Source organism: Pseudomonas sp. S04, from assembly GCF_009834545.1.
Classification (GTDB): Bacteria; Pseudomonadota; Gammaproteobacteria; order Pseudomonadales; family Pseudomonadaceae; genus Aquipseudomonas.
In genome coordinates this window covers 5,851,123-5,871,421 of record NZ_CP019427.1, presented here as the reverse complement: position 1 = coordinate 5,871,421, position 20,299 = coordinate 5,851,123, and the positions used below count along the sequence as shown (strand labels likewise).

General features: G+C 62.8%; 20 protein-coding genes. 11 read left to right on the top strand and 9 right to left on the bottom strand.

Features of this window, described 5'->3' with window-relative positions; translation table 11 throughout:
• Positions 1-27: 27 nt before the first annotated feature.
• On the bottom strand, positions 28-345 hold the full coding sequence (locus tag PspS04_RS26380; RefSeq protein ID WP_095164733.1) for a cell division protein ZapA: 318 nt from the start codon (positions 343-345) through the stop codon (positions 28-30).
• A complete protein-coding gene (locus PspS04_RS26375; RefSeq protein WP_058413757.1) occupies positions 342-551 on the bottom strand; it encodes a TIGR02449 family protein in 210 nt (69 codons plus the stop codon). Before PspS04_RS26375 ends, PspS04_RS26380 begins: the two co-directional genes overlap by 4 nt.
• A gap of 127 nt (positions 552-678) precedes the next feature.
• On the opposite strand from PspS04_RS26375, the gene PspS04_RS26370 reads away from it, so the two are divergent.
• The 9 genes from PspS04_RS26370 to gcvH all read left to right on the top strand — a co-directional run bounded on the left by PspS04_RS26370 (position 679) and on the right by gcvH (position 9,828).
• Positions 679-1,236: a YecA/YgfB family protein gene (locus PspS04_RS26370; protein WP_159998515.1), complete on the top strand. Its 558-nt coding sequence runs from the start codon at positions 679-681 to the stop codon at positions 1,234-1,236.
• A 20-nt stretch (positions 1,237-1,256) separates the two neighbouring features.
• Entirely contained in the window at positions 1,257-2,591 is a 1,335-nt protein-coding gene (gene pepP, locus PspS04_RS26365; protein WP_095164729.1) for a Xaa-Pro aminopeptidase, read from the top strand.
• Positions 2,588-3,775, top strand: coding sequence for a 2-octaprenyl-6-methoxyphenyl hydroxylase (gene ubiH / locus PspS04_RS26360; protein WP_095164727.1), 1,188 nt, complete (start codon positions 2,588-2,590; stop codon positions 3,773-3,775). Before pepP ends, ubiH begins: the two co-directional genes overlap by 4 nt.
• Positions 3,768-3,965 carry a hypothetical protein gene (locus PspS04_RS26355; protein WP_095164725.1) on the top strand — a complete coding sequence of 66 codons (198 nt, stop codon included), beginning with the start codon at positions 3,768-3,770 and terminating at the stop codon, positions 3,963-3,965. The genes ubiH and PspS04_RS26355 overlap by 8 nt, the downstream gene beginning before the upstream one ends.
• 9 nt (positions 3,966-3,974) lie before the next feature.
• Entirely contained in the window at positions 3,975-5,192 is a 1,218-nt protein-coding gene (locus tag PspS04_RS26350; RefSeq protein WP_174244643.1) for a 2-octaprenyl-3-methyl-6-methoxy-1,4-benzoquinol hydroxylase, read from the top strand.
• 130 nt (positions 5,193-5,322) lie between these two features.
• Positions 5,323-6,324 (top strand): extracellular solute-binding protein, encoded by a 1,002-nt coding sequence (locus PspS04_RS26345; protein ID WP_159998511.1) that lies wholly within the window; start codon positions 5,323-5,325, stop codon positions 6,322-6,324.
• Positions 6,325-6,538: 214 nt separating this feature from the next.
• Positions 6,539-8,155, top strand: coding sequence for an ABC transporter permease (locus tag PspS04_RS26340; RefSeq protein WP_095164720.1), 1,617 nt, complete (start codon positions 6,539-6,541; stop codon positions 8,153-8,155).
• A 155-nt stretch (positions 8,156-8,310) separates the two neighbouring features.
• On the top strand, positions 8,311-9,393 hold the full coding sequence (gene gcvT / locus PspS04_RS26335; RefSeq protein WP_159998509.1) for a glycine cleavage system aminomethyltransferase GcvT: 1,083 nt from the start codon (positions 8,311-8,313) through the stop codon (positions 9,391-9,393).
• A 51-nt stretch (positions 9,394-9,444) separates the two neighbouring features.
• Entirely contained in the window at positions 9,445-9,828 is a 384-nt protein-coding gene (gcvH, locus tag PspS04_RS26330) for a glycine cleavage system protein GcvH (protein WP_159998507.1), read from the top strand.
• A gap of 48 nt (positions 9,829-9,876) precedes the next feature.
• Here gcvH and PspS04_RS26325 read toward each other — a convergent pair whose 3' ends face one another.
• Entirely contained in the window at positions 9,877-11,016 is a 1,140-nt protein-coding gene (locus PspS04_RS26325; RefSeq protein ID WP_159998930.1) for a DegT/DnrJ/EryC1/StrS family aminotransferase, read from the bottom strand.
• A 151-nt stretch (positions 11,017-11,167) separates the two neighbouring features.
• Here PspS04_RS26325 and gcvP point away from each other — a divergent pair, with 151 nt between their 5' ends.
• Positions 11,168-14,041 carry an aminomethyl-transferring glycine dehydrogenase gene (gene gcvP / locus PspS04_RS26320; RefSeq protein WP_159998505.1) on the top strand — a complete coding sequence of 958 codons (2,874 nt, stop codon included), beginning with the start codon at positions 11,168-11,170 and terminating at the stop codon, positions 14,039-14,041.
• A 62-nt stretch (positions 14,042-14,103) separates the two neighbouring features.
• On the opposite strand, the gene PspS04_RS26315 is transcribed toward gcvP, so the two are convergent.
• The 5 genes from PspS04_RS26315 to PspS04_RS26295 all read right to left on the bottom strand — a co-directional run bounded on the left by PspS04_RS26315 (position 14,104) and on the right by PspS04_RS26295 (position 18,204).
• The gene (locus PspS04_RS26315) at positions 14,104-14,421 is read right to left on the bottom strand and encodes a DUF2388 domain-containing protein (RefSeq protein ID WP_159998503.1); all 318 of its coding nucleotides are present in this window, start codon (positions 14,419-14,421) and stop codon (positions 14,104-14,106) included.
• 72 nt (positions 14,422-14,493) lie between these two features.
• On the bottom strand, positions 14,494-14,943 hold the full coding sequence (locus PspS04_RS26310) for an NfeD family protein (protein ID WP_159998501.1): 450 nt from the start codon (positions 14,941-14,943) through the stop codon (positions 14,494-14,496).
• Positions 14,944-14,953: 10 nt separating this feature from the next.
• Entirely contained in the window at positions 14,954-15,874 is a 921-nt protein-coding gene (locus tag PspS04_RS26305; RefSeq protein WP_159998499.1) for an SPFH domain-containing protein, read from the bottom strand.
• A 70-nt stretch (positions 15,875-15,944) separates the two neighbouring features.
• The gene (locus PspS04_RS26300) at positions 15,945-17,726 is read right to left on the bottom strand and encodes a GspE/PulE family protein (RefSeq protein WP_159998497.1); all 1,782 of its coding nucleotides are present in this window, start codon (positions 17,724-17,726) and stop codon (positions 15,945-15,947) included.
• A gap of 139 nt (positions 17,727-17,865) precedes the next feature.
• Positions 17,866-18,204: a hypothetical protein gene (locus tag PspS04_RS26295; protein ID WP_159998495.1), complete on the bottom strand. Its 339-nt coding sequence runs from the start codon at positions 18,202-18,204 to the stop codon at positions 17,866-17,868.
• Between the two features lie 125 nt (positions 18,205-18,329).
• Between PspS04_RS26295 and PspS04_RS26290 the strand changes: the two genes are divergently transcribed.
• Positions 18,330-18,803 carry an Lrp/AsnC family transcriptional regulator gene (locus tag PspS04_RS26290; RefSeq protein WP_095164706.1) on the top strand — a complete coding sequence of 158 codons (474 nt, stop codon included), beginning with the start codon at positions 18,330-18,332 and terminating at the stop codon, positions 18,801-18,803.
• Positions 18,804-18,870: 67 nt separating this feature from the next.
• Here the strand turns inward: PspS04_RS26290 and PspS04_RS26285 are convergent, their stop codons facing one another.
• Complete coding sequence (locus tag PspS04_RS26285; protein ID WP_095164705.1) at positions 18,871-20,238, bottom strand: CYTH domain-containing protein; 1,368 nt, start codon at positions 20,236-20,238, stop codon at positions 18,871-18,873.
• Between the last annotated feature and the right edge of the window lie 61 nt (positions 20,239-20,299).

The window sequence follows — 20,299 nt, the reverse complement described above, 5'->3', positions numbered from 1 at the left end:
CGAGTATACCGCAACCACCCCGAGGAATCAGCCTTTGCTGACATCCGGATCGGTGGCCAGCACCAAGTCCACACGATCGAGCAGGTCGCGCACTTGCTCGCGAGTCGAGCCGCTGGCCTGCACGTCCGGTCGTTCCTGGCTGTGCAGCAGGTCGTGGGTGATGTTCAAGGCGGCCATCACGGCGATGCGGTCGGCGCCGATGACTTTGCCGCTGCTGCGGATTTCGCGCATCTTGCCGTCCAGGTAACGGGCAGCGCTCACCAGGTTGCTGCGCTCTTCCTGTGGGCAGATGATCGAATACTCTTTGTCGAGAATCTGCACGGTAACGCTATTGCTTGAACTCATGAGTCTTGCTCCAGGGCCTTGAGGCGCGAAATCATCGATTCGACCTTACGCCGGGCGATTTCATTTTTTTCAATGAGGTGCGCGCGTTCCTCGCGCCAGGTCTTTTCCTGAGCTAATAAGAGTCCGTTTTGGCCCTTAAGTTGCTCGACCCGGGTAATTAGCAGTTCGAGTCTGGCCATCAGCGCTTGCAGGTCGGTGTCTTCCATAGCGTTCCACGGTTTTTGTCTGATGGGCGGTAACTGGCGGACAGCCTTTAATAGTCTTGGCGAGTCTGTCGATGTAGGATACAAGGCCTTCATTCTAGACATAGCGCCGCTTGGCGCCTAGCTGCCCATGACCAATCAGAATTCCCCGTATAACGCCTTTGCCACCCTGCTGAGCACCAGCGGCCATCCTTGCTCTCCTGCCGAGCTTCACGGCGTGCTGCTGGGCCGCAGTTGCACCGGTGTCGGCTTTGATGCCGACAACTGGCTGGCGGATGTCGCCGAACTGCTGGAAACCGAGCCTGCGGACAACGTACGCAACGCGCTGATCGGCCTGCAGGAAATGGTCAAGGGCGAGTTGACGGGCGACGAAGTCACGGTAGTCCTGCTGCTGCCGACCGACGACGCGCCGCTTACCGAGCGTGCTGCCGCGCTGGGCCAATGGTGCCAGGGCTTCCTCCACGGCTTCGGCGTCAATGCCTCCGGCCTGGATCTGAGCACCGATGCCCGTGAAGTGCTGCAAGACCTCGCTGCCATCTCCCAGGTGCAAGACGCCCTGGAAGAGTCCGAAGACGGTGAAAGCGACTATATGGAAGTGATGGAATACCTGCGCGTTGCGCCGCTGCTGCTGTTCGCCGAGACCAAAAAACCGGTTGTACCGGCTGCACCCAAGCCGTCGCTGCACTAAGAAAGGATCCCCATCTGCCCATGATCCATATCCCGAAGTCGGAATACGCGCGCCGGCGCAAGGCGCTGATGGCGCAGATGGAACCCAACAGCATCGCAATCCTGCCGGCCGCCGCCGTGGCGATCCGCAACCGTGACGTCGAGCACGTGTATCGCCAGGACAGCGACTTCCAGTACCTCAGTGGTTTCCCCGAGCCTCAAGCCGTCATCGTCTTGATGCCTGGCCGCGAGCACGGCGAATACCTGCTGTTTTGCCGTGAACGCAACGTCGAACGCGAGTTGTGGGATGGCCTGCGCGCCGGCCAGGAGGGCGCAATTCGCGACTTCGGGGCCGACGACGCCTTTCCGATCACCGACATCGACGACATCCTGCCGGGCCTGATCGAAGGCCGCGACCGGGTTTACTCGGCCATGGGCAGCAATCCGGAATTCGATCGACATTTGATGGACTGGATCAACGTGATCCGCTCCAAGGCGCACCTGGGTGCGCAGCCGCCGAACGAATTTGTTGCCCTGGATCATCTGCTGCACGACATGCGCCTGTATAAATCGGCGGCAGAAGTGAAGGTGATGCGCGAGGCGGCGCGGATTTCCGCCCAGGCCCATGTTCGTGCAATGCAGGCCAGCCGTGCCGGGCTGCATGAGTTCAGCCTGGAAGCAGAGCTGGATTACGAGTTCCGCAAGGGTGGGGCGAAAATGCCGGCCTACGGCTCGATCGTCGCTGCCGGGCGCAACAGTTGCATCCTGCATTACCAGCAGAACGACGCGGTGCTCAAGGACGGTGACCTGGTATTGATCGACGCCGGGTGTGAAATCGACTGCTATGCCAGCGATATCACCCGCACCTGGCCGGTCAACGGCACGTTCACCGCGGAGCAGAAGGCGATCTACGAACTGGTGCTGGCTTCCCAGGAAGCGGCCTTTGCCCAGATCGCGCCGAACAAGCACTGGAACCAGGCCCACGAGGCGACGGTCCAGGTGATTACCGCCGGGCTGGTGCACCTGGGCCTGTTGCAGGGCGACGTTGACGAACTGATCGCCAGCGAAGCCTACAAGGCGTTCTACATGCACCGCGCCGGCCATTGGCTGGGCATGGATGTGCACGACGTGGGTGAGTACAAGGTGGGCGGTGAATGGCGGGTGCTGGAAGTCGGCATGGCCTTGACCGTCGAGCCGGGCATCTACATTGCTCCGGACAATCTGCAGGTGGCGAAGAAATGGCGCGGCATTGGCGTGCGCATCGAGGATGACGTGGTGGTAACCAAGCAAGGCTGTGAAATCCTGACCCGTGGCGTACCCAAGACAGTCGCCGAGATCGAGGCCCTGATGGCCGCGGCACGGGGCCAAGCGGCATGAGCCGGGTCAACCTGGCGATCATCGGTGGCGGGCTGGTGGGCGCCAGCCTGGCGTTGGCGCTGCAGGCCGGGGCCAAGGCCCGTGGCTGGAAGATCGTGCTGATCGAACCCTTCGCCCCCGGCGACAGCTACCAGCCCAGCTACGACGCACGTTCCTCGGCGTTGTCCTTCGGTGCCCGGCAGATCTACCAGCGTCTGGGCCTGTGGCAGGAGATCTCCCGCCGGGCCGAGCCAATCAAGCAGATTCACGTCTCCGACCGTGGACGGTTTTCCACCGCCCGCCTGTCCGCCATGGAAGAAGGCGTTCCGGCGCTCGGTTACGTGGTGGAAAACGCCTGGCTCGGCCAATGCCTGTGGCAGGGCCTGGACAAGGACGTGATCACCTGGCGTTGCCCGGCCGAAGTCACGCGCATGGAACCCTTGGTGGATGGCTACCGCCTGACCCTCAACGATGAAACCAGCCTGGATTGCGACCTAGCGGTGCTGGCCGACGGCGGCCGCTCGGGGTTGCGCGAGCAGTTGGGGATTGGCGTCAAGACGCGTCCCTATAACCAGAGCGCGCTGATCGCCAACATCACGCCCAGCGAAGCCCACAACGGCATGGCGTTCGAACGGTTCACCGATGACGGCCCGATGGCCCTGTTGCCGCTGCCGGAAAATCGCTGTGCGCTGGTCTGGACCCGCCTGGGCATGGACGCACAACGCCTGGCGCAGCTGGATGAACGCAGTTTCCTCAGTGAATTGCAGGGCGTGTTCGGCTATCGCCTGGGGACGCTCAAACAAGTGGGCGCGCGGCATCTGTATCCGTTGTCGCTGATCGAGGCCGAGGAGCAGGTGCGCCCGCACCTGGCGGTGCTCGGGAATGCCGCCCATAGCCTGCATCCGATAGCCGGGCAGGGCTTCAACCTGTCGCTGCGCGACGCCCAGGCCCTGGCCGAAGCCCTGCTTGGCAGTGACCAGCCGGCGGGCGACTTCGCCACCTTGCAGGCCTATCGCGAGCGCCAGCGCCTGGACCAGAACCTCACCGTGGGTTTCTCCGACCAGGTCACCCGCTTGTTTGGCAGCACCCAGCCACTGGTGTCCCTGGGCCGCAACCTCGGCCTGCTGGGGCTCGATCTGTTACCGCCGGCCAAGCGCTGGTTCGCTCGCCAGGCCATGGGGTTGGGAACCCGGGCCGATGGTTAAGTGGCTGACCCGGCGGCTGGGCAAGGCGCGGTTGCTGCGTTGGTTCATGGGTTTCTACCCGCCGTACCTCGGCGCGGGCGTGCGGGTGCGCCCTATCAGCGATGACATTCACGACGGCGCTGGCACCTTGGTAGCCCGGGTCGAAAAAACCCTTTACGTGCGGCTCAAGCCGCAAGCGAGACAGGCTTAAAGCATGGAAATGCGCGCAGATCTGCTGATTGTCGGGGCCGGGATGGTCGGCAGTGCCTTGGCACTGGCCCTCCAGAGCAGTGGCCTGGAAGTCCTGCTGCTCGACGGCAGCCCGATGAGTGTCAAACCCTTCGATGGGCAATCGGCCTTCGAGCCACGAGTCAGTGCCTTGTCGGCCGCCAGCCAGCGCATTCTCGAGCGCCTGGGAGTGTGGGACGGTGTGCTGCGACGCCGTAGCAGTCCCTACTGCGACATGCAGGTGTGGGACGGCAGCGGCACCGGGCAGATTCACTTTTCTGCTGCCAGCGTGCACGCCGAAGTCCTGGGACATATCGTCGAGAACCGCGTGGTGCAGGATGCGTTGCTCGACCGCCTGCACGACTGCGACCTGGGCCTGCTGGCCAATGCGCGCCTGGAGCAGATGCGGCGCTCCGGCGACGATTGGCTGCTGACCCTGGCCGATGGCCGGACCTTGCGCGCGCCCTTGGTGATCGCCGCCGATGGCGCCAACTCGGCCGTGCGACGCTTGACCGGGGTGGCGACCCGGGAATGGGATTATCTGCACCACGCCATCGTCACCAGTGTGCGCAGCTCCCGGCCACACCAGATGACGGCCTGGCAGCGTTTTACCGATTACGGCCCGCTGGCCTTCCTGCCCCTTGCGCGCGACGGCCAGCAGGATTGGTGCTCGATCGTCTGGTCGACCACCCCCAGCGAAGCCGAGCGCCTGATGGGGCTGGACGAGCAGGCTTTCTGTGCAGAGCTTACGCGCGCTTTCGAAGGGCGCCTGGGCCAGGTGCTGAGTGCCGACCCGCGCCTCTGTGTGCCCCTGCGCCAGCGCCACGCCAAGCGTTATGTGGCCGAAGGCCTGGCGCTGATCGGTGACGCCGCGCACACCATTCACCCGCTGGCCGGGCAAGGTGTCAACCTCGGTTTCCTCGATGCCGCAGTGCTGGCCGAAGTGCTGTTACAAGCAGCGGCACGGGGCGAACGGTTGGCGGATGTGAAGGTGCTGAGCCGCTACGAACGCCGGCGCATGCCCCACAACCTGGCGTTAATGGCGGCGATGGAAGGCTTCGAGCGCTTGTTCCAGGCCGATCCCTTGCCCGTGCGCTGGTTGCGCAATACCGGCTTGAAGCTGGTCGACCAGATGCCCGAGGCCAAGGCGCTGTTCGTGCGCCAGGCGCTGGGCTTGAGCGGTGATCTGCCGGAGCTGGCCAAGGCTTGAGGGGGCGGTTGGGGCGGGCCTCTGCGAGGCCATGCAACATCTGGTAACTCCTCCACAGAGGGATCGGTTGAGATGGCAAATGTGACTCCTTATCATTTGGCCTCATTTCTGATATCGAGAGACCGCTCCCATGTTGGCACCGAAGCGTCTACTGACAGCCATCGCCCTGACCCTGATTGGCACCACGGCGCAGGCCGCCGACGAAGTTGTGGTCTACTCCTCGCGTATCGATGAGCTGATCAAGCCGGTCTTCGATGCCTACACCGAGAAAACCGGTGTCAAAGTGAAGTTCATCACCGACAAGGAAGCGCCGCTGATGCAGCGCATCAAGGCCGAAGGTGAAAACGCCACCGCCGACCTGCTGCTGACCGTCGACGCCGGCAACCTTTGGCAGGCCGAGCAGATGGGCATCCTGCAGCCGTTCACCTCGAAGGTGATCGATACCAACATTCCCCTGCAATACCGCGCCGCGTCCCACGCCTGGACTGGCCTGAGCCTGCGCGCACGGACGCTGGCCTACTCCACCGAGCGGGTCAAGGCTGAGGAAATGACTACCTACGAAGCCCTGGCCGACAAGAAGTGGGAAGGTCGCCTGTGCCTGCGCACAGCGAAGAAGGTCTACAACCAGTCGTTGACCGCGACCCTGATCGAAACCCATGGCGCCGGCAAGACCGAGGAAATCATCAAGGGCTGGGTCAACAACCTCGCCACTGACGTGTTCTCCGATGACACCGCCGTGCTCGAAGCCATCGCCGCCGGGCAGTGCGACGTCGGCATCGTCAACACCTACTACTACGGCCGCCTGCACAAGCAGAAGCCGGAACTGCCGGTCAAACTGTTCTGGCCAAACCAGGCCGACCGTGGCGTGCACGTCAACCTGTCGGGCATTGGCCTGACCAAACATGCGCCACACCCGGAAGCCGCCAAGGCCCTGGTGGAGTGGATGACCACTGCCGAAGCCCAGAAGATCTTCGCCGACGTCAACCAGGAGTTCCCGGCCAACCCGAACGTCAAGCCGTCGGCTGAAGTCGAGGCCTGGGGCAAATTCATCCCGGACACCCTGCCGGTCGAAGTGGCTGGCCTGCGCCAGGCCGAAGCGATTCGCCTGATGGACCGCGCCGGCTGGAACTGAGTTATCAAGGGGGGCCACCCCCGAGCTATCTGTAGGAGCGAGCCTGCTCGCGATGGCGGTATGCCAGACAACATTGATGTTGAATGACACACCGCCATCGCGAGCAAGCTCGCTCCCACTGGTTTTGTGCAGGACCTATGGGGGGCAATCTCCTCTGCACAAAACAAAGCTGTTAGCCTTCGCTCCCCCGGCCCCGCCTTTTTCGAGACATCCCTTGGCCCATCCCGCACAACGTCGCTGGTATCCGCTGGTTTTCACTGTCGCCGCCCTGGTGCTGCTGCCGCTGAGCGTACTGCTGCTGTCGTGGCAGAGCGTCGACCTGCAGATCTGGTCGCATCTGTGGGACACCCAGATGCCGCGTCTGCTGGGCAACACCTTGACCCTGATCCTCGGGGTTGGCGTTGGCGTCACGCTGCTGGGCGTCAGTCTGGCCTGGCTCACCAGCCTTTGCGAGTTTCCCGGCCGGCGCTGGCTGGACTGGGCATTGATGCTGCCCTTTGCCATTCCGGCCTACGTCCTGGCCTTCGTATTTGTCGGCTTGCTGGACTTCTCCGGCCCGGTACAGACCCTGCTGCGTGAATGGTTCGGCAGTGGCCTGCGCCTGCCACGGGTGCGCTCCACTGGCGGGGTGATACTGGTGCTGGTGCTGGTGTTCTATCCCTACGTCTACCTGCTCGCCCGCACGGCGTTCCTGGCCCAGGGCAAGGGCTTGATGGAAGCGGCGCGGGTGCTCGGCCAATCCCCCTGGCAAGCCTTCTGGCGAGTGGCCCTGCCTATGGCGCGACCGGCGATCGGTGCCGGTGTGGCCTTGGCATTGATGGAGACCCTGGCGGACTTCGGCGCGGTCTCGGTGTTCAACTTCGATACCTTCACCACTGCGATCTACAAGACCTGGTATGGCTTCTTCAGCCTGTCCAGCGCGGCCCAACTGGCCAGCCTGTTGCTGCTGGTGGTGATGCTGTTGCTGTACGGCGAGCGCCGTGCCCGGGGCGCCAGCCGAGCGAGCAACGAGCGGCCACGGGGCAAGGCGCTCTATCACCTGCATGGCTTCAAGGCGCTGGCGGCCAGCAGTTGGTGTGTCCTGGTGTTCGCCTGCGCATTTGTCATTCCCTTGCTGCAACTGCTGGCGTGGTTCTGGCAGCGCGGGCGCTTCGATCTCGACGAGCGGTATGCCGGGCTGATCCTGCACACCCTGTACCTGGGCGCCATGGCCGCGCTGATCACCGTCAGCGTCGCGCTGCTCCTGGCGTTCGCCCGGCGCCTGGCACCGACCCGGGCGATCCGCTCCGGGATCAGCGTGGCCAATATCGGCTACGCCTTGCCCGGCTCGGTGCTGGCGGTGTCGATCATGCTGGCGTTCAGTTACCTGGACCGTGAACTGGTGGTGCCCCTGTCGAGCTGGCTGGGGGGTGCCGGTAAACCGCTGCTGCTGGGCAGTCTTTCGGCCTTGCTGCTGGCGTACCTGGTGCGGTTCATCGCGGTGGCCTACGGGCCGCTGGAAAACAGCCTGGCGCGGATTCGCCCCTCATTGCCGGAAGCCGCCCGCAGCCTGGGGGTGAGTGGGCCACGACTGTTTTTCAAAGTGTATCTGCCATTGTTGCTGCCCGGCACCCTGAGCGCAGCGCTGCTGGTGTTCGTCGATGTGCTCAAGGAAATGCCGGCGACCTTGCTGATGCGCCCGTTTGGCTGGGACACGCTGGCTGTGCGGATTTTCGAAATGACCAGTGAAGGCGAATGGGCGCGGGCCTCGTTGCCCGCCTTGAGCCTGATTCTGGTGGGCCTGTTACCGGTGATTGGCTTGATCCGGCGTTCGGCTCAGCGAATCGGTTAGGTGCCAGTCCTGCATCATGCGGCTACAATGCGCGGCATTCGGTGTGGATCGTCCTTCAGACCAGGTTCCTGAAATTGACTGAAAGCCTTCTATTTCAAGGCTTTCAACCAACCAGCGCCTGTCCGCACCTTCGCCACGCCCGGAAGGAGAAACCCATGGGACAGCGTACGCCTCTGTATGACCTTCATCTCGCCCTCGGCGCGAAGATGGTCGATTTTGGCGGTTGGGATATGCCACTGCATTACGGCTCGCAGGTCGAGGAGCACCATCAGGTGCGTCGCGACTGTGGGGTTTTTGATGTGTCCCACATGACCGTGATCGATGTCAGCGGCCCCCAGGCAAAGGCCTGGCTCCAGTATTTACTGGCCAATGATGTCGAACGCCTGCACAACTGCGGCCGTGCCCTGTACAGCACCATGCTCAATGAGCGGGGCGGGGTGGTCGACGACATGATCGTCTATCGCCTGGAAGACTGTTACCGCCTGGTAGTGAACGCTGCCACTCGGGACCAGGACCTGGCCTGGATGCAGGCGCAAGTCGGCGACTATCAAGTGCAACTGCACGAGCGCAGCGAACTGGCGATGCTGGCCATCCAGGGCCCGCACGCTCGGCAGAAAATTGCCGAGCTGGTAACGCAGGCGCGCGGTGCACTGATCCAGCAACTCAAGCCCTTCGAAGGCCAGTACGACGGTGACTGGTTCATCGCCCGTACCGGCTATACCGGCGAAGACGGCCTGGAAATTGCCATGCCGGCCAGCCAGGCGCCGGGCTTTTTCAACGATCTGGTCGGTGCCGGCATTTCGCCCATCGGTCTCGGCGCGCGCGACACCTTGCGCCTTGAGGCGGGCATGAACCTTTATGGCCAGGACATCCACCAGGATGTTTCGCCACTGGCCTCGAACATGGCCTGGAGCATCGCCTGGGCACCGGCCACTCGTCAGTTCATCGGCCGGGCCGCGTTGGAGGCCGAGCTTGCCGCCGGCGTACAGCACAAACTGGTCGGCCTGGTACTCGAGGAACGTGGGGTTTTACGGGCGCACCAGGTGGTTCGTATCGCCGATGTTGGCGAAGGAGAGATCACCAGTGGTAGTTTCTCTCCTACGCTTAGCAAATCGATCGCCCTGGCGCGGGTGCCGATGGCTACCGCCGACCGCGCCGAAGTGGAAATCCGTGGCAAGTGGTACCCGGTCCGGGTGGTAAAACCGACCTTCGTGCGTCATGGCAAAACCTTGATCTAACTATTTCCGGCGGACCAATACCGCTGACATTTCTTCTTGAGGACACAGAACATGAGCGATATCCCTGCCGACCTGCGTTTTGCCGAAAGTCACGAATGGGCCCGTCTGGAAGCCGATGGCAGCGTGACCGTGGGCATCAGCGATCATGCCCAGGAAGCCTTGGGTGACGTGGTCTTCGTTGAGCTGACCGAAGTGGGCACTGCGTTCGGCGCTGGCGATCAGGCGGGCGTGGTGGAGTCGGTCAAGGCTGCCTCGGACATCTACTCCCCGGTTGCCGGCGAAGTGATCGCGATCAACCAAGAACTGAGCGCCAACCCCGAGCTGCTCAACTCCGACCCGTACGGTGCGTGGATCTTCAAGCTCAAGCCAAGCAACAGCGCCGACCTCGACAAATTGCTCGACGCGGCTGGCTACAAGGCGGCCATCGGCGAGTAATCACGCCAACCTGTGGGGTGCATGCACAGCCTGCAAGCACCCACAGTGTCATTTTTGTAGAACTGCTTTTACCGCCGCGACAACCCGCTCGACATCATCGGTGCTCATGCTCGTGAACATCGGCAGCGACACGATCAGCCGGCCAACCCGCTCGGCCACCGGGAACATCCCGTCCTTGAAACCGCGCTCGCGGTACAGACTCAGCAGATGAATCGGCGGGTAGTGATAGCCGACGCCAACTCCCAGTGCCTGCATCTTTTCCATGAACGTGGCCCGTGCCGGTTGGCCATCCGCACGTTCTGGCAGCACCAGCTGGAACAGGTGCCAGTTGCTCTGGGTGAAATCGGCCGGCGGTAGCTGTGCACCGTACCGGGCCTCGAAATCACCGCCAAAACACGCGAAGTAATGTTGCGCCAGCATGCGGCGATGGGCGGTGATCGCCTCGATCCCGGCAAACTGGCCCAGGCCGATGGCGGCGGCGACGTCGGTCATGTTGAACTTGCCACCCAGCACGTCCACGTCCAGGCCATCAAAACCGCTGCGGGTCACGCCTTGCAGACGGTACTTCTCGGCCAGCCGCGCTTCTTGCGCGTTGTTCAGCACCAGGCAGCCGCCCTCCGAGCAGGTGACGTTCTTGTTCGCCTGGAAACTGAACGACACGAAGTCCCCCGTCGCCCCGATGCGCTGCCCATTCCAGCTTGAGCCCAGCGCTTGGGCGGCATCCTCGACGATGCGCAGGCCGTGCTTGCGCGCAATGCCGTACAGGCGCTCCATGTCCAGCGGCAACCCGGCCAGGTACACCGGGATTATTGCCTTGGTGCGCGGGGTGATGGCGGCTTCGAGCCGGTCCAGGTCGATGTTGCGGGTGACCGGGTCGATGTCGGCGAACACCGGGGTGGCGCCGACTTCGAGAATCACGTTGGCCGTGGCCACCCACGAGATGGGTGTAGTGATCACTTCATCACCGGCGCCGATCCCGGCGATGCGCAAGGCGATCTCCATGGTGCAGGTGCCCGAGTTGAACGTACGCACCGGCCGTCCGCCGAAATACTCGGACAGCTGGGCTTCGAAGGCCTGGACCTTGGGCCCGCTGGTGATCCAGCCGGAGCGCAGGACATCGCCTACGGCGGCAATAGTGGCTTCATCGATGACGGGTTTGGAAAACGGCAGAAAAGGCTGTTGGCTCATGGCGATCTGGGGACCCGAGTGGCGGACGTGGGTGATGCGCTGCACAGAATGGCTCCGATTGGCCGAAGACACCATACCGTGCGCGCAGGGCAGCTATGCTGCCAGAACCGAGTTGAACAGACGCTGAGCGCCATTCAAGAGAGAGCCCGTCATGTCCCAGTTGCCCAGCTTGAGCCAGTTACGCGATCCCCATGCCTTCCTGCGCCGCCACCTGGGGCCGGACGCCGCCGAGCAGCAGGCCATGCTCGACAGTCTCGGGCTTGGCAGCCGGGTCGAGTTGATCGAGCAGACGGTACCGCCGGGCATTCGCCTGAATCGACCGCTGGACCTGCCCCCGGCCCTGGACGAGCAGAGCGCCCTGGCCAAGCTGCGCGGTTATGCCGAACAGAATGAGGTCTGGACCAGCCTGATCGGCATGGGCTACCACGGCACCCTGACGCCCGCCGTGATCCTGCGTAATGTGCTGGAAAACCCCGGTTGGTATACGGCCTATACCCCGTACCAGCCGGAAATCGCCCAGGGCCGGCTCGAGGCGCTGCTCAATTTCCAGCAATTGACCATCGACCTGACAGGCCTGGAGCTGGCCAACGCTTCGCTGCTCGATGAAGCCACGGCGGCGGCGGAAGCCATGGCCTTGGCCAAGCGTGTGGCCAAGTCGAAAAGCAATCTGTTCTTCGTCGACGAAAACTGCCATCCGCAGACTATTTCCGTGGTGCAGACCCGGGCCGAGGGGTTTGGCTTCGAACTGATCGTCGACGCTGTGGATAACTTGCCCCGGCACCAGGTGTTTGGCGCGCTGCTGCAGTACCCCGACACCCACGGCGAGATTCGTGACCTGCGGCCGTTGATCGACCACCTGCACGCCCAACAGGCCCTGGCCTGCGTGGCTGCCGACCTGTTGAGCCTGTTGTTGCTGACCCCGCCCGGTGAGATGGGCGCCGACGTGGTGTTCGGTTCGTCCCAGCGCTTTGGCGTGCCCATGGGCTATGGCGGCCCGCATGCGGCGTTTTTCGCCAGCCGTGACGAATACAAGCGGGCGATTCCCGGGCGCATCATCGGTGTCTCGAAAGACGCCCGGGGCAATGTTGCCCTGCGCATGGCCCTGCAAACCCGCGAGCAACATATCCGCCGCGAGAAGGCCAATTCGAACATCTGCACCGCCCAGGTGCTGCTGGCCAATATTGCCAGCTTCTATGCGGTCTACCACGGCCCGCAGGGCCTCAAGCGCATTGCGCAACGGGTGCACCGCCTGACGTGCATCCTCGCCGCCGGCCTTGAGCGCAACGGCATTACCCGGCTCAACCAGCAGTTTTTCGACACCCTGACCCTGGAAGTCGGCGGCAGCCAGACGGCAATCATCGAATCGGCCAAGGCGGCGCAGATCAACCTGCGGATTCTCGGTCGCGGCCAGGTCGGCCTGAGCCTCGACGAAAGCTGCGACGAAAGCACGGTGGCGAAGCTGTTCGACGTGTTCCTCGGTGCCGACCATGGACTGCAGGTGGCCGAACTGGATGGGCAGGCGCTGGCCTCGGGCATCCCGGCAGGGTTGCTGCGCACCAGTGGTTACTTGCGCCACCCGGTGTTCAACGCGCACCACAGTGAAACCGAGATGCTGCGCTACCTCAAGCAACTGGAGAACAAGGACCTGGCGCTTAACCAGTCGATGATCCCACTGGGCTCCTGCACCATGAAACTCAACGCCACCAGCGAGATGATCCCCATTACCTGGCCAGGTTTCGCCAACCTGCACCCCTTTGCCCCGAAAGAGCAGGCGACGGGCTACGGGTTGATGATCGACGAGCTGGAGCGCTGGTTGTGTGCGATCACCGGTTTCGATGCGATCTGCATGCAGCCCAACTCCGGCGCTCAGGGCGAATATGCCGGGTTGTTGGCGATCCGCAAATATCACGCAAGCCGTCAGCAGGGTGCGCGCGATATCTGCCTGATCCCGGCATCGGCCCATGGCACCAACCCGGCGTCGGCGCAGATGGCCGGGATGCAGGTGGTGATCGTCGAGTGTGACGCTGCCGGCAACGTCGACCTTGACGACTTGAAGAACAAAGCCGCAGCGGCCGCTGACAAGCTGGCCTGCCTGATGGCCACCTACCCCTCGACCCATGGGGTGTACGAGGAGGGCATCAGCGCGATCTGCGAAGTTATCCACAGCCACGGCGGTCAGGTGTACATGGACGGCGCCAACCTCAACGCGCAGGTCGGGCTGGCGCGGCCGGCGGATATCGGTGCCGATGTGTCCCACATGAATCTGCACAAGACCTTCTGCATTCCCCACGGTGGCGGCGGTCCGGGGATGGGACCGATTGGCGTGCGCGCGCACTTGGCGCCGTTCGTGGCCAATCACCCGGTAGTGCCGCTGGATGGGCCGGACCCGAAGAACACTGCAGTCAGCGCCGCGCCCTGGGGCAGTGCAAGCATCCTGCCGATCAGTTGGATGTACATTGCAATGATGGGCCCGCAACTGGCCGATGCCAGCGAAGTGGCGATCCTGTCGGCCAACTACCTGGCCGAACACCTGTCTGGCGCCTTCCCGGTGCTGTTCAGTGGGCGTAACGGGCGGGTGGCCCACGAATGTATCCTTGATCTGCGACCGCTCAAGGCCCAGACCGGGATCAGTGAAGAGGACGTGGCCAAGCGTCTTATGGACTACGGCTTCCATGCGCCGACCATGTCGTTCCCGGTGGCGGGGACCTTGATGGTCGAGCCCACCGAAAGTGAGTCCAAGGCGGAGCTGGACCGTTTTATCGGTGCGATGTTGAGTATCCGCGCGGAAATTACCGAAGTGCAGAACGGTAACTGGCCGGCCGACGACAACCCGCTGAAGCGCTCGCCCCATACCCTGGCGGACGTTACCGGGGTCTGGGAGCGGCCCTACAGCATTGAACAGGCGGTGACCCCGGATGCCCACACCCGGGCGCACAAGTACTGGCCGACGGTGAATCGGGTGGACAATGTCTACGGCGATCGCAATCTATTTTGTGCCTGCGTGCCGCTGGATGAGTATCGATAAGGGCTGATTGCCAGGCAAAAAAATGCCGCTCGAACGAGCGGCATTTTGCTTTCGACAACGAGTTACTGTTGCGCGAGGGTGTTGCTGGCCAGGATCGCGTTGGCCAATTCCATGTCGGTGGCCTGCAGGCCCGGGTTGTCGGCACGGACTTTTTGCAGCGCCGACTCGAGGAACGGGCCACGAATGTTGCCATCACTGGCCACGAAGCTCCCGGCGTCGTCCTGGGCGGCAAGCACCATCTTGTGGTCCTTGGAGGTCAGGTAGGTGGAAGCGGTGGTCGCCCCCGAGGAGATGACATTGCGCCAGAAAGTATCGGCCATAGCGGACCCGGCAGACAGGGAGAGCAGGGCAAGGGTAGCGGCGGCCAGTTTGACACGCATGTAAGGTGACTCCAGTGGGTTCAGATTAACTGGCGGTTTGGATCGGAAAACCTCACCTGAGTTCCGTGACCGCTAATCAACCTGTTCAACCAGGATCACCACCCCTTCCAGGCCCACTACACGTACCTTGGCCCCCACCGGGGTATCCGGCCCCCTGGCCATCCAGACACCGTCAGCGATCTTGACCTTGCCGTGACCGTCGACAATCGCCTGATGCACCACAAAGACCCTGCCGATCAGCTCCTGGCCACGCAGGTTGAGGTTCGGCTGGTCGCTTTCGCGTACTGCGCTGCGCTGGCGATGCCACCAGTACAGCGCGGTGAGGATCGACAGCAAGCCGAACAACAGCAGTTGCAGTTCCCAAGACAGGCCGGGCAGGACGAAAGTCAGCACCCCAACGGCGGCAGCGGCCAGGCCGATCCACAGCAGATAACCCCCGGCGCCGAACACTTCGAGGATCAACAGCACGGTGCCCAATGCCAGCCAGTCCCAGAACGACAGGTGTTGCAGGAATGCCCACATAGCTCGTGCCTCAGGCTTTCTTGGAATCGAACGTGGCCTTGACGATCTCGCCGATACCGCCGACCGCGCCGATCACCTGGCTGGCCTCCAGTGGCATCAGGATCACTTTGCTGTTGTTGGCCGAGGCCAGTTTGCCCAGGGCGTCGATGTATTTTTGCGCGACGAAGTAGTTCACCGCCTGCACGTTGCCATTGGCGATCGCCTCGGACACCACCTTGGTGGCCTGGGCTTCTGCTTCGGCTTGTCGTTCGCGTGCCTCGGACTCGAGGAACGCCGCCTGCCGGCTACCCTCGGCTTCGAGGATTTGCGCCTGCTTCTTGCCCTCGGCGGTGAGAATCGCCGAAGCCCGCAGGCCTTCGGCCTCGAGGATTTGCGCACGCTTGATCCGCTCGGCTTTCATCTGCCCGGACATGGCCGCCATCAGGTCGGCGGGTGGGCTGATGTCCTTGATCTCGATCCGGGTGATCTTGATGCCCCAGGGTGCGGTGGCTTCATCCACGGTGCGCAGCAGTTTTTCATTGATCCCGTCGCGCTGGCTGAGCATGGCGTCCAGTTCCATCGAGCCGAGCACGGTGCGGATGTTGGTTTGCAGCAGGTTGCGGATAGCGTGTTCGAGGTTGTTCACCTCGTAGGCCGCCTGCGCGGTGTTGACCACCTGGAAGAAGCATACGGCGTCGATCTGTACCGTGGCGTTGTCGGCGGTGATGACTTCCTGCGGCGGAATATCCAGCACGCTTTCCATCACGTTGATCTTGCGACCGATGCGGTCCATCACCGGAATGATGATGTTCAGGCCGGGCTTGAGGGTGTTGGTGTAGCGGCCAAAACGCTCCACGGTCCACTGGTACCCCTGGGGCACCACCTTGAAGCCCATGAACAGAATGGCGACCACCAGGCCGAGGAAAAGTAAAAGTACGCTACCGGTTTGCATGAAAAGTCCCTATTCAATCAATGAAGGTGCAGGCCTGAGTGTAGCGGCGCGAGCTTGCAGCGGACACGCTTTACTTTGGTTCAGCCTGTGGCGTGACCCGCAACACTTCTTCGACCGTGGTCAAGCCTTGCGCGACCTTTTCCGCACCTGCCAGGCGCAGGCTGCGCATGCCATCCCGGGCGGCCTGGCGGCGGATGGCCGGCAGGTCGCTGTCGGCGCCGATCAGGGCCTTGAGACTAGCGCTCAGTAGCATGATTTCGTAGACCCCGGCGCGGCCGCGATAGCCGCTGTCGCGGCACTCCAGGCAACCGACGGCGTGGCACGCCTGGTGGGGCATAGGCACGCGACTGAGTTGGTTCAGGCTGTGCCAGGTGTCGGCGTCCAGGGCCAGCGGTGCCTTGCAGTGCGGGCACAGGGTGCGCACCAGGCGCTGGGCCATGACGCCGAGCACGGTGGCCTTGATCAGATAGGGCGCGATGCCCACTTCCAGCAGACGGCTGATGGCGCTTGGCGCATCGGTGGTGTGCAGGGTCGATAGCACCAAGTGTCCAGTGAGCGCCGCCTGGATGGCCATCTCGGCGGTTTCCAGGTCGCGGATTTCACCGATCATGATGATGTCCGGGTCCTGGCGCATCAGGGCGCGTACGCCGCTGGCAAAACTCAGGTCAATGTTGTGCTGGACCTGCATCTGATTGAACGCCGGCTCGAGCATCTCGATCGGGTCCTCGATGGTGCAGAGGTTGATCTCGGGTGTCGCGAGTTGCTTGAGGGTGGTGTAGAGCGTGGTGGTCTTGCCCGAGCCGGTGGGTCCGGTAACCAGGATGATGCCATTGGGCTGGCGGGTCATGTCCTGCCAGCGGCGCAGGTCGTCGGCGCCAAAGCCCAGTTGATCGAAGTCCTGGAGCAGCACCTGGGGGTCGAAGATGCGCATCACCAGTTTTTCACCGAAGGCGGTGGGCAGCGTCGACAGGCGCAATTCCACTTCACCGCCTTCTGGCGCCCTGGTCTTGACCCGGCCGTCCTGGGGTTTGCGTTTTTCGGCGACGTTCATCCGTCCCAGGTTTTTCAGGCGACTGACCATTGCCAGGGTGACCTGCGGCGGGAACTGGTAGACGTTGTGCAGCACGCCGTCGATGCGAAAGCGCACGGTGCCTTGTTCGCGCCGCGGTTCGATGTGGATATCGCTGGCGCGTTGCTGGAAGGCGTACTGGAACAACCAGTCGACGATATTGACGATGTGCGCGTCATTAGCGTCGGGCTCCTGGTTACTGGCGCCGAGGTTGAGCAGTTGTTCGAAGTTGCCCTGCGGGGTGGGAGGCTGATCCCCATGGCTGGCGCCGATGACCGATTTGGCCAGGCGATAGAACTCCACACAATAGCGCCGGATCTCCAGCGGATTGGCCACCACGCGCCTGATTGGCAGTTGCAGGACATGGCTCAGGTCGGCTTCCCAACTACGCACGTAGGGCTGCGCGCTGGCCACGGTGACAGCCTCGCGGTCGATTGCCAGCGCCAGAATTGCGTGGCGTTGGGCAAAGGCATAGGACATCAACGGGGTGATGCGCGCGACATGGATTTTCAACGGGTCGATGCGCACATAGGGCTGGCCGGCCTGCTGCGCCAGCCATTGGGTCAAGCGTTCGAGGTCCAGCGGTTGACCGCCGTGCAGGGAGTCGGCCAGGTGTTGATCGGCGAGCAGTTCCAAGGGGTGCAACTGATGGTTGGCGGCGCTGCGGCGTGCGCTCAGAGCCTGTTCGGCTGCGGCCTGGCCGATCACGCCTTGAGCGATCAGGTCGCGCAGCAATTGATTGAAATCCAGCCAGCGATCCTGGGGGGCGAATTGAACGGACATCCGGACTCCTTGGGCAATAACCCTGCACTCGGCGCTGTCGATCGCTGTGTCGGCAGCTCTGAATGCCAAGCCTAGTCCCCGTGCGGGCCGTCCGTTCGAGCCTGGCCCGATCAAGCGTTGCGAGGTTTTACCGCGAGCCTCAGCCTGCCGCCTGTACCGGTGCAAGCCATTGTGAATCAGCCGGTTGCAACTGGACCGAGCAGACGCTGATCAAGTTACGTAGTTTTTCTGCGAGCACCTCGGCGCGGTGCCAGCTCAGGCCGTCGATCACGATATCGAGGGACAGCAAATCATTCTCGCGGGTCATGTGGACGGCTTGTGGCAGTAGCAACTGCAGGGCAAACAGGTTCAGTGCCCGGCACAACAGGTCGGGTTCGGCTTCGGCGAGCACCTGGTAGTGCACGCAGCAGTGGGCGTTGCCGGCATGCCAGGCATCGGCGCGGCTAGAGGTGGTGCTGACGGCTTCGAGTGGGGGCATGGTAGGTCTCCAGATCAATGGAGGAATTTTTACATTCGAAGCCGGGTATTTCTTATCTATGATGGGGCATATAGGCTTGATATCGAATCAAGCAATTCATCAATGGCGTATTCAAGGGTTTTTTTATGCACAGTGAGCTGGACGTCTATGACCGCCGCATCCTCGCGCTATTGCAAGAGGACGCCTCGCTGTCCAGCGCGCAGATTGCCGAGCAGGTCGGTTTATCGCAGTCACCTTGCTGGCGCAGGATCCAGCGGATGAAGGAGGAGGGGGTGATTCGCGGGCAGGTGACGCTGCTTGACCGCAAGAAGATTGGCCTCAACACGCAGATCTTCGCCGAGGTCAAACTCAACGCTCACGGGCGCTCCAACTTCACCGAATTCACCGAGGCGATTCGCGGTTTTCCCGAGGTGCTGGAGTGTTATGTGCTGATGGGCGCGGTAGATTTCCTGCTGCGCATCGTCACCGCCGACATTGAGGCCTACGAGCGCTTCTTCTTCGAGAAGCTGTCGATGGTGCCGGGGATCCAGGAAGTGAACTCGATCGTGGCCTTATCGCAGATCAAGTCGACGACCAGTTTGCCGGTGTTGCGGGGGTAAAGATTTTTGGTGAATGTGCGGGCCTCATCGCGAGCCGGCCGCAAGCGGGCGGCTCGCGATGACGGTGTTACATGCGCAACAGCATTTTCCACGCACGGTTCTGATACACCGCGATCGCCTGCTGCTTGCGTGCGTCCAGCGCTTCGTCGGTGATTGGCTCGTTGGCCAGTTGCGCCAGTTTGTTCAGTTCACCGTACAGGCGATCCATTTCCGGGATGTCCAGCACTGCGCGGGCATGGTGCAACCAGGCCTGGATGCGCTCGATGCGCGGCAGTTGCTCGGCGAGGTCTTCGGGTTGTTGCTGGTAGCGTTGCAATTGCAGCGAAGTGGCTTCTTCACCCAGCAGGCGCGGCAACCAGTTACCCAGTTGCGCGGCGCCCTGGCGATTGCCGCGGGTGTTGCGCTCGGCAGTCCAGGTGCGGGCCAGCAGCCAGCGCGAGGCGTTCAGCGAGAACTGGCCCCAGCGCGGATCTTCGAGTTCTTCGAGGAACTGTTCCGGTGCGGCCTTGCGCACGTCTTCGTCGTCCTGGCCGAACTGCACCAGCGGACGCCAGTCTTCGAGCAAGGCATCCAGGGCCACACGCAGGTCGTGGGTCGACTGACGCGGGGCGGCCTGGCCCAGGCTGCCGATCAGGGCGCGCAGTTCGGCGAGGCTCTCGACCCAGTCTTGCAGCAAGCGCCAGTGACCATTGAAGCGATACTGCTCGGCCAGGCGCTGGCTGCTACCCAGCAGGTACCAGCCCAGCGCGGCGAAGGCGTCGTCCAGCGGCAGTTCGAAGCTCAGTTGCGGGGCCGGCAGGCTCAGCGAATAGCTGTGGGCGTCGAACAGGCGATAGCCACGTTCAGCCTTGCTGATGTCGCACGGCATCAGCGCCAGGGTCGCGGCCAGTTCGGCGGCCAGTTCCAGCAATGCAGCCGGCTCGCCTTCGCGCAGCTCCAGCTCCAGTTCGCAGATTTCTTCTTTCTGCTTGCCGACTACCACGTGGCCGAGGTCCAGGGCGGCTTCGATGACCACCTTGGCCTTGCCGCGACCCCAGGCGATTTCGGCGCGCTCGCGGACGAAGTCGGTGGTGAAGATCGGCTTGAGGGTTTTTTTGTCCAGTTCTGCCAGCTCTTCAGGCCAGCATTCGCCGTCGAGTTTTTTCACGTCGAGCTTGGCTTTGGCCAGGCTCCAGTCGTATTCGTTACGCTCGGACAGGCCGGCGATGCTCTGGCCACGGGTCTTGAGGGTCTGAATCACTTCTTCGCCGTCGCGGCGCAGGCGCAGGGCAACCTTGGCACGGGCCAGGTCACGCTCTGGCGTGTCGAAGTACTGGTTCATCAACTCACGGCGTTCCCAGCCACTTTTGTTGCGTTTTTTCAGTAACGGGTGCTCGCGCAGGGCGGCGAGGGTTTCGCGGCTGACGCGGAGTTTGATTTCGGTTTCTTTCTGCATGGCCGGAAAATCCAGGATCGGGAGCGCAGCCGGGGAAATGTGTGGCTGCCAAGGCCGTGCA